7 protein-coding genes and 2 rRNA genes are annotated in these 9,056 nt (G+C 55.0%); 5 read left to right on the forward strand and 4 right to left on the reverse strand.

Annotated features, from left to right (window positions below; all coding sequences use genetic code 11):
- Positions 1 to 38 precede the first annotated feature (38 nt).
- Positions 39 to 1,139 carry a tRNA/rRNA methyltransferase gene (locus BMW97_RS16285; protein WP_045908529.1) on the reverse strand — a complete coding sequence of 367 codons (1,101 nt, stop codon included), beginning with the start codon at positions 1,137 to 1,139 and terminating at the stop codon, positions 39 to 41.
- Between the two features lie 204 nt (positions 1,140 to 1,343).
- Between BMW97_RS16285 and trxC the strand changes: the two genes are divergently transcribed.
- The 5 genes from trxC to BMW97_RS16315 all read left to right on the forward strand — a co-directional run bounded on the left by trxC (position 1,344) and on the right by BMW97_RS16315 (position 7,065).
- Positions 1,344 to 1,763, forward strand: coding sequence for a thioredoxin TrxC (gene trxC / locus BMW97_RS16295; protein ID WP_045908528.1), 420 nt, complete (start codon positions 1,344 to 1,346; stop codon positions 1,761 to 1,763).
- 69 nt (positions 1,764 to 1,832) lie between these two features.
- Complete coding sequence (gene tapT, locus BMW97_RS16300) at positions 1,833 to 2,531, forward strand: tRNA-uridine aminocarboxypropyltransferase (protein ID WP_045908527.1); 699 nt, start codon at positions 1,833 to 1,835, stop codon at positions 2,529 to 2,531.
- A 35-nt stretch (positions 2,532 to 2,566) separates the two neighbouring features.
- Positions 2,567 to 5,230: a bifunctional acetate--CoA ligase family protein/GNAT family N-acetyltransferase gene (pat, locus tag BMW97_RS16305; protein ID WP_045908526.1), complete on the forward strand. Its 2,664-nt coding sequence runs from the start codon at positions 2,567 to 2,569 to the stop codon at positions 5,228 to 5,230.
- Positions 5,231 to 5,340: 110 nt separating this feature from the next.
- The gene (pssA, locus tag BMW97_RS16310; RefSeq protein WP_023294337.1) at positions 5,341 to 6,696 is read left to right on the forward strand and encodes a CDP-diacylglycerol--serine O-phosphatidyltransferase; all 1,356 of its coding nucleotides are present in this window, start codon (positions 5,341 to 5,343) and stop codon (positions 6,694 to 6,696) included.
- A gap of 45 nt (positions 6,697 to 6,741) precedes the next feature.
- Positions 6,742 to 7,065: a YfiM family lipoprotein gene (locus BMW97_RS16315; protein ID WP_045908525.1), complete on the forward strand. Its 324-nt coding sequence runs from the start codon at positions 6,742 to 6,744 to the stop codon at positions 7,063 to 7,065.
- Here the strand turns inward: BMW97_RS16315 and BMW97_RS16320 are convergent.
- The 3 genes from BMW97_RS16320 to BMW97_RS16330 all read right to left on the reverse strand — a co-directional run.
- Positions 7,062 to 8,357 carry an MFS transporter gene (locus BMW97_RS16320; RefSeq protein WP_045908524.1) on the reverse strand — a complete coding sequence of 432 codons (1,296 nt, stop codon included), beginning with the start codon at positions 8,355 to 8,357 and terminating at the stop codon, positions 7,062 to 7,064. The genes BMW97_RS16315 and BMW97_RS16320 overlap by 4 nt on opposite strands.
- A gap of 209 nt (positions 8,358 to 8,566) precedes the next feature.
- A 5S ribosomal RNA gene (gene rrf / locus BMW97_RS16325) occupies positions 8,567 to 8,682 on the reverse strand.
- 72 nt (positions 8,683 to 8,754) lie between these two features.
- Positions 8,755 to 9,056, reverse strand: a 23S ribosomal RNA gene (locus BMW97_RS16330); the annotation flags it as partial.

Below are 9,056 nucleotides of genomic sequence, written 5' to 3' on the forward strand. Positions count from 1 at the left end.
TTTGAATGTGCCGGGTCTGACCCGGCACATGAAGAGGCTTATGCCTTATTCTGACGCCACCATTCGGCCAGCAGTACACCGGTCGCAACGGATACGTTCAGACTTTCCACATTGCCTGTCCCATCAATAGAGACGCTCAGATCCGCACTAGAGAGGGCCGCATCAGACAGACCATCGCGTTCCTGACCCAGCACCAGCACCATTTTGCGTGGCAGCGTCGCTTTAAACAGCGGCGTACCGGCATGGCTCGAGGTGGTCACGATGGAATAACCCGCTTTACGGAACTGCTCAAGGGCATCCAGCACGCTGTCGCCGGTGATCGGCTGTACGTGTTCGGCTCCGCCTTCCGCAGTACGGATCGCGGCACCGGATTCCAGCAGCGCGGCATCCTGCAACAGCACGCCTTTCACGCCAAAGTGAGCGCAGCTACGCATCATTGCGCCCAGGTTATGCGGGTTGCCCACGTCTTCCAGCGCCAGTACACAGTCATCGGCATCCGCCTGACTGACCCACTGCTGAACGGTCGTACCGTTACGTTTTTTGATCAGGAAGCAGACGCCGCCGTGGTGTTCGGTACCGGATGCTTTGGTCAGCTCGGCATCATCAACCACGTGGTAGGCTTTGCGGTTTGCCGCCATCCAGCGCAGCGCTTCTTTAAAGCGCGGGGTTACGCTCTGAATAAACCAGGCGCGGACGATACATTCAGGACGGCTCAGGAACAGCGCCTGGCAGGCGTTTTCACCATACACGCGAGTCTCTTCCGCACGCTGACGGCGCAGCACTTCCGGGTCGATAAAGCTTTTACCGCTGATACCGCCGTGATCGGCCTTTTCTGGCGTTTCGTCGCCAGGGGCACGAGAAACGGTGCGCCACGGGGAGGCGTTATCACGTGAGAAGTCATCCCGTGGACGGTCATCGCGTTTGCGATCGTCACGCTTGCGGTCATCACGTTTGCGGTCATCACCGCGGTTGTTTCTGTCATCGCGGGCGGGGCGACGGCCACCGTCTGCACGAGAAGACGCCGGACGCCCGCCACCTTTTCCGGTACGCGGATTTTGGGTGCGTTTATCAGAGTCATCATCACTGCGGACATACATCACTTTGACCTTGCCGCTTTTATTTTTCATTTCGTCGTTCATGCTTTTCTCCACCAGCGCTGCGCGAAGCGCGCAGATTACCCGATGTGCCAGCGCATAGCCATAATTTCGTACAAAAGCCTGTGACTATTGTTCTCATTGAATAAAACGCATTGTTGTTTCAAACAGGCTCATTGATAATATGTAACATATTAGAAACATTATCGGCATTTTGCCGCTGTCCCACGGCTCTATCAGAGGTTAGTTATGAATACCGTATGTGCCAACTGTCAGGCTCTTAACCGCATTCCGGACGATCGGATTGAAGATGGTGCGAAATGCGGACGCTGCGGCCATGAATTGTTTGATGGCGAGGTCATTAACGCGACGGGTGCTACGCTGGACAAACTCCTCAAGGACGATCTTCCTGTTGTGGTTGATTTCTGGGCGCCCTGGTGCGGCCCATGTCGTAGCTTCGCGCCGATCTTCGAAGACGTGGCCGAAGAGCGCAGCGGAAAAATACGTTTCGTTAAGGTCAATACTGAAGCTGAACCTGAACTGAGCGCCCGTTTTCGCATTCGCAGCATCCCGACCATTATGATTTTCAAAAATGGTGAAGTGCTCGATATGCTCAACGGTGCGGTGCCTAAAGCGCCTTTTGAAAGCTGGTTAAACGAGTCGCTGTAACATTCTCGGGGCACATCTTGTGCCCCGTTCTCGCCTCTGCGAAAATAGGGTTTTTCCTGCATTTCGCCCATGACTGATAACGCTGTTCTTCAATTACGCGCCGAACGCCTTGCGCGCGCTACCCGCCCCTTCCTCGCGCGCGGAAACCGTATTCGCCGCTGTCAGCGCTGCCTGCTGCCGCTGAAGGTTTGCCTGTGCGAGACGCTGGCGCCGAGTACGGCCCAGAGCCGTTTTTGTCTGGTCATGTTTGATACCGAGCCGATGAAGCCCAGCAATACAGGTCGCCTCATTGCCGATATTCTGCCGGATACCTCGGCATTTCAGTGGTCCCGTACTGAGCCCCCTCAGGCGCTGCTCGACTTAGTGGCAAGCCCGGACTATCAGCCGATGGTCGTTTTCCCTGCGTCATATGCAGGTGTCGATCGCCAGGTGCTTTCGACGCCGCCATCCGGTAAACCGCCGTTGTTTATTATGCTGGACGGCACCTGGACCGAAGCGCGAAAAATGTTTCGTAAAAGCCCGTATCTCGACGCACTGCCGGTGATTTCTGTCGATCTGTCCCGCGTCTCCGCCTATCGCCTGCGTGAAGCGCATGCTGACGGGCAATACTGCACCGCCGAAGTGGCCATTGCGCTTCTGGACCTGGCGGGTGATACCGCTGCGGCTCACGCCCTGGGCAACCATTTCTCCTGTTTCCGGGAACGCTATCTGGCGGGAAAAACCGTTCATAAGGGCAGCGTCACAGCAGCCGAGACGGAAAGCGTTTAAAATCATCAGGTCGCTTGCATTCACAGGAGGCCTGCATGAGCCAGCGAGGGTTAGAAGCGCTACTTCGTCCTAAATCCATTGCCGTCATCGGCGCATCAATGAAACCGGATCGTGCTGGCTATCTGATGATGCGCAACCTGCTGGCCGGGGGATTTAATGGTCCCGTCATGCCCGTCACACCGGCGTATAAGGCGGTTCAGGGAGTGCTTGCATGGCCTGATGTACAGAGCCTGCCTTTCGTACCGGATCTTGCCGTACTGTGTACAAACGCAAAACGGAATCCGGAACTGCTGGAATCGCTCGGCAAGAAAGGCTGTAAAACCTGCATTATTCTCTCGTCTCCGCCTGAACAGAAAGCCGAGCTTCTGGCCTGCGCCAGCCGCTATCAAATGCGCATTCTTGGGCCAAACAGTCTGGGCCTGCTCGCCCCCTGGCAGGGGCTGAATGCCAGCTTCTCTCCGGTTCCAATCCGCAAAGGCAAGCTCGCGTTTATCTCGCAGTCGGCTGCAGTATCGAACACCATTCTCGACTGGGCGCAGCAGCGTGAAATGGGATTCTCCTACTTCATTGCGCTCGGCGACAGTCTGGATATCGACGTCGATGAGCTACTGGATTTTCTGGCGCGCGACGGTAAAACCAGTGCGATCCTGCTTTATCTTGAGCACCTCAGCGACGCGCGTCGTTTTGTCTCGGCGTCACGAAGCGCGTCGCGCAATAAGCCGATCCTGGTGATCAAAAGTGGACGTAGCCCTGCGGCACAGCGTCTGCTGCATTCCCATTCCGGCATGGATCCCGCCTGGGACGCCGCCATTCAGCGCGCGGGTTTGCTGCGGGTACAGGATACCCACGAGCTTTTTTCCGCCGTTGAGACGTTAAGCCATATGCGCCCGTTGCGCGGCGAGAAGTTAATGATTGTCAGTAACGGCGCCGCCCCCGCCGCACTCGCCCTGGATGAGCTGTGGCGGCGTTTCGGCAAGCTGGCCACGCTGAGTGAAGAGACGCTGCAGCGCCTGAAAGATGCGCTTCCGACCAGCGTGACGCCCGGCAATCCGCTTGATTTGCGCGATGATGCCAGCAGCGAGCGCTATATCAGGGCCATTTCCATTTTGCTGGATAGCCAGGATTTCGATGCGCTGATGATTATCCACTCCCCCAGCGCGGTCGCGCCGGGCAGCGAAAGCGCGCGCGCGCTCATTGAGGCCGTGCGCAACCATCCACGAGGCAAATATGTCACCCTGCTGACCAACTGGTGCGGAGAGTTTTCTTCGCAGGAGGCGCGACGTCTGTTCAGCGAAGCCGGACTTCCAACCTACCGCACGCCGGAAGGCACCATTACCGCGTTCATGCACATGGTGGAATATCGCCGCAACCAGAAACAGCTCCGCGAGACGCCGGCGTTGCCCGGAAATCTGACGGCCAATACCGTCGACGTTCACCGGCTGTTGCAGCAGGCAATCGAAGAAGGCGCAACGTCGCTGGATACGCATGAAGTCCAGCCCATTCTGGGCAGCTACGGGATGCAGACCCTGCCGACCTGGATCGCCAGCGACAGCGCTGAGGCCGTGCATATTGCCGAGCAGATTGGCTATCCGGTTGCCCTGAAGCTGCGCTCCCCGGATATTCCGCATAAGTCTGACGTTCAGGGGGTGATGCTCTACCTGCGTACAGCGACTGAGGTGCAGCAGGCCGCAGACGCCATTTTTGACCGGGTCAAAATGGCCTGGCCACAGGCCAGGATCCACGGCTTGCTGGTGCAAAGCATGGCTAACCGCGCAGGCGCTCAGGAGTTACGGGTGGTGGTCGAACACGATCCCGTCTTCGGCCCGCTCATCATGCTGGGTGAAGGCGGCGTGGAGTGGCGCCCGGAGGAACAGGCCGTGGTGGCGTTACCGCCGCTGAACATGAACCTGGCACGTTATCTGATTATCCAGGCGATCAAAAGCAAAAAGATCCGCGGCCGGAGCGCGCTGCGTCCGCTTGATATTGCCGGGCTAAGTCAGTTCCTGGTGCAGGTTTCTAACCTGATTGTGGATTGTGCCGAGATCCAGCGGCTGGACATTCATCCGCTGCTTGCCTCCGGCAATGAGTTTACGGCGCTGGACGTGACCCTGGATATCGCGCCCTTTGAAGGAGACAGAGAAAGCCGTCTTGCGATCCGCCCGTATCCCCTGCAGCTGGAGGAGTGGGTTGAGATGAAAAATGGGGAACGCGCCTTGTTCCGCCCTATTCTGCCGGAAGATGAGCCCCAGTTGCGGGCCTTTATCTCTCAGGTCACGAAAGAGGATCTTTATTATCGCTATTTTAGCGAAATCAACGAATTTACCCACGATGATTTAGCCAATATGACCCAGATCGACTACGATCGAGAAATGGCGTTTGTTGCCGTTCGTTGCGCCGATAAGGGTGATGAGATCCTCGGCGTCACGCGTGCGATTTCTGACCCGGATAACGTCGATGCGGAGTTTGCCGTGCTGGTACGCTCCGATCTTAAAGGTCTGGGCCTGGGAAGACGACTGCTGGAAAAACTCATCAGTTATACGCGAGATCACGGATTGTTACGCCTTAATGGCATTACTATGCCTAACAATCGCGGTATGGTGACCCTGGCGCGAAAACTTGGGTTTGACGTTGATATTCAGCTGGACGAAGGTATTGTTGCCTTGTCCCTCAGTCTGTCATCAGCAGACAAACGCGAGTAAGCTACTGGAAATGTTACCCACTTTGGACGGGACTGGTGGTATCATTGTCCGCTTATGTTGTTTGCATAGTACAGACAACCCTTCAATGAACAGAGAAGAAACGCACTGTGATGTTGTCAAAATTTAAGCGTAATAAACATCAACAACACCTTGCTCAACTACCGAAGATTTCTCAGTCAGTTGATGATGTAGAGTTCTTTTACGCTCCCGCTCATTTTCGGGAGACGCTTCTGGAAAAGATTGCCAGCGCCACGCGACGCATTTGCATTGTGGCACTGTATCTTGAACAGGATGAAGGCGGGCGCGCGATCCTGAACGCGCTCTATGAAGCCAAACGTCAGCGTCCGGAACTGGATGTACGCGTGCTGGTAGACTGGCATCGCGCCCAGCGTGGCCGTATTGGCGCTGCCGCGTCTAACACCAATGCTGACTGGTATTGCCGCACAGCGCAGGAAAATCCTGGCGTTGACGTGCCTGTTTATGGCGTCCCGGTGAATACCCGTGAAGCGCTCGGCGTTCTTCATTTCAAGGGGTTCATTATTGATGACAGCGTGCTTTACAGCGGCGCCAGTCTCAATGATGTCTACCTTCATCAGCTCGATAAATATCGCTACGACCGCTACCATCTGATCCGTAATCCGCAGATGGCCGATATCATGTTCAACTGGGTTGATAAAAATCTGGTTCATGGCCGTGGTGTTAATCGTCTTGACGATCCCGAGCGCCCTAAAAGCCCGGAAATCAAAAATGATGTTCGCGCCTTCCGCCAGGAGCTGCGCGATGCGGTCTATCATTTTCAGGGCGATGCGAACAACGAAGAGTTATCCGTTACCCCGCTGGTAGGGCTCGGCAAATCAAGCCTGCTGAACAAAACGATTTTCCATCTGATGCCGTGCGCGGAGCAGAAACTCACTATCTGCACGCCGTATTTCAACCTTCCTGCCGTGCTGGTGCGTAATATCATTCAGCTGCTGCGCGAGGGTAAAAAAGTGGAAATCATCGTGGGTGATAAAACGGCAAACGACTTCTTTATTCCCGAAGATCAGCCGTTCAAAATCATCGGTGCATTGCCTTATCTCTATGAGATTAACCTTCGCCGTTTCCTGAGCCGCTTACAGTATTACGTCAACACTGACCAGCTGGTTGTGCGTCTCTGGAAAGATGAAGACAATAGTTACCATCTGAAAGGCATGTGGGTCGACGATGAGTGGATGCTGCTGACCGGTAACAACCTGAACCCGCGCGCGTGGCGACTGGATCTGGAAAACGCTATCCTGATCCATGACCCGCAGCATGAGTTAGCCGCCCAACGTGAGCGCGAGCTGGAGCTGATTCGCACCCATACAACCGTGGTGAATCACTACCGCGAACTGCAGAGCATTGCCGATTATCCGGTGAAAGTTCGCAAGCTTATTCGCCGCTTACGTCGTATCCGTATCGACCGACTTATCAGCCGTATTCTGTAATGTCCAGGCCCTGTCACCCGCAGGGCTTTTTTATGGGGCCCGTTGATGCGTATTCCTCTGTTACTGAGCGTCATTTTCCTGAGTGGCTGTAGCCATATGGCCAACGATAGCTGGTCCGGACAGGATAAAGCACAGCATTTTCTCGCTTCCGCGATGTTGTCCGCAGCCGGTAATGAATATGCCCAGCATCAGGGATACAGCCGGGATCGTAGCGCGGCGATCGGGCTGATGTTCTCAGTAAGTCTTGGGGCATCAAAAGAACTGTGGGATAGCCGCCCCGCAGGGAGCGGCTGGAGCTGGAAAGATTTCGCCTGGGATGTCGCTGGCGCAACGACCGGCTATGCCGTATGGCAGATGGCGCGGTATTAAAGTCGAATGCCTTTCCCTTTGCGATGCAGCATCAGGGAGACAACAAACGCCAGTGCCCCCATTCCCGTTACGTACCAGAAGAATGTCGTTTCGCTTCCCCATGATTTAAGCGACAGCGCTACGTACTCCGCCGATCCGCCAAACACCGCGTTGGCGACCGCATAAGAGAGCCCTACCCCTAACGCACGGACCTGCGCCGGGAACATCTCGGCTTTCAGTATCCCGCTGATGGAGGTGTAGAAACTGACAATCACCATCGCCACCATCACCAGCGCAAAGGCAGCATACGGTGAAGAGACATGCTGAAGCGCTGTCAGAATGGGGACGGTACATAATGCCGACAATCCGCCAAAAATGAGCATTGACGTACGTCGGCCAATTTTATCCGAGAGCGCGCCGACGATAGGCTGTATGAGCATAAAGACAAACAGTGCCACGGTCATGACCACGCTGGCGACGTTTGCGTGCATGCCGGTGGTGTTTACCAGGTATTTTTGCATATAGGTGGTGAACGTATAAAAACTGAGAGAGCCGCCTGCAGTGAAGCCCAGCACCATCAGGAAAGCTTTGCGGTTACGCCATAACCCTTTGAATGTTCCCGCCTCCTTCAGCATCCTGACCTCTTTCTGAGAGGTTTCATCTAGCTGACGGCGTAGCCAAAGTGCAACGACCGCCAGTACAGCGCCCATTGCGAAAGGGATCCGCCATCCCCAGGCGTGAAGTTGTTCGTCCGTCAGAATTTGCTGCAGGATCACCACCACAAGAATGGCCAGCAGTTGACCGCCAATCAGCGTGACGTACTGGAATGAGGCGTAAAAACCTTTACGGCCTTCCAGTGCAATTTCACTCATGTAGGTTGCACTGGTACCGTATTCACCGCCCACCGATAATCCCTGGAATAAGCGGGCCAGCAAAAGTAGCGCCGGTGCCCAGGTACCAATCGATGCATATCCCGGTAAGCAGGCGATCACCAGCGAGCCAAAGCACATCATGCACACCGAGATCAGCATAGAGGCCTTACGCCCGCGACGATCCGCAATACGGCCGAACAGCCAACCCCCGATGGGTCGCATCAAGAAGCCTGCGGCGAAGACTCCTGCCGTTTGTAGCAGCTGCGTGGTGGTGTTGCCGGAGGGGAAGAAAATATGTGCAAAGTAGAGTGAACAGAATGAGTAGACGTAAAAGTCGAACCATTCAACCAGATTCCCTGAAGAGGCGCTGATGATTGCCCATACCCTTCTTCGGGTATCACTGTGAGCCAGCGTCCCGTTTGATGTCATGCTTTCTGTCATTGTGATTATGCTCCTGCCATAAACTGCGGCGTATTGAGCCTGGAGACTCAATAACCTCGTAAATGAAATGTTATAATTTTGTTATAAATCACATTGAGACAGAGATCACACATTCCATTAGCAGGATAAGGGATTAAGACAAAAGCCAGAGTGGAAAAACAAAAGCAAAAAACCCCGCACCTTCCGGTACGGGGTTCTTCTTAATTGATGCCTGGCAGTTCCCTACTCTCACATGGGGAGACCCCACACTACCATCGGCGCTACGGCGTTTCACTTCTGAGTTCGGCATGGGGTCAGGTGGGACCACCGCGCTAAAGCCGCCAGGCAAATTCTGTTAAACCGGAACAAGGCTGAAATTTGATTGTTCGTCTCTTCGCCAAAACAGCTTCGGCGTTGTAAGGTTAAGCCTCACGGTTCATTAGTATCGGTTAGCTCAACGCATCGCTGCGCTTACACACCCGACCTATCAACGTCATCGTCTTCAACGTTCCTTCAGGACACTCAAAGACTCAGGGAGAACTCATCTCGGGGCAAGTTTCGTGCTTAGATGCTTTCAGCACTTATCTTTTCCGCATTTAGCTACCGGGCAGTGCCATTGGCATGACAACCCGAACACCAGTGATGCGTCCACTCCGGTCCTCTCGTACTAGGAGCAGCCCCCCTCAATTCTCCAGCGCCCACGGCAGATAGGGACCGAAC

This window comes from Enterobacter sp. NFIX58, from assembly GCF_900110475.1.
In the GTDB taxonomy this organism is placed as follows: Bacteria; Pseudomonadota; Gammaproteobacteria; order Enterobacterales; family Enterobacteriaceae; genus Enterobacter; species Enterobacter quasiroggenkampii.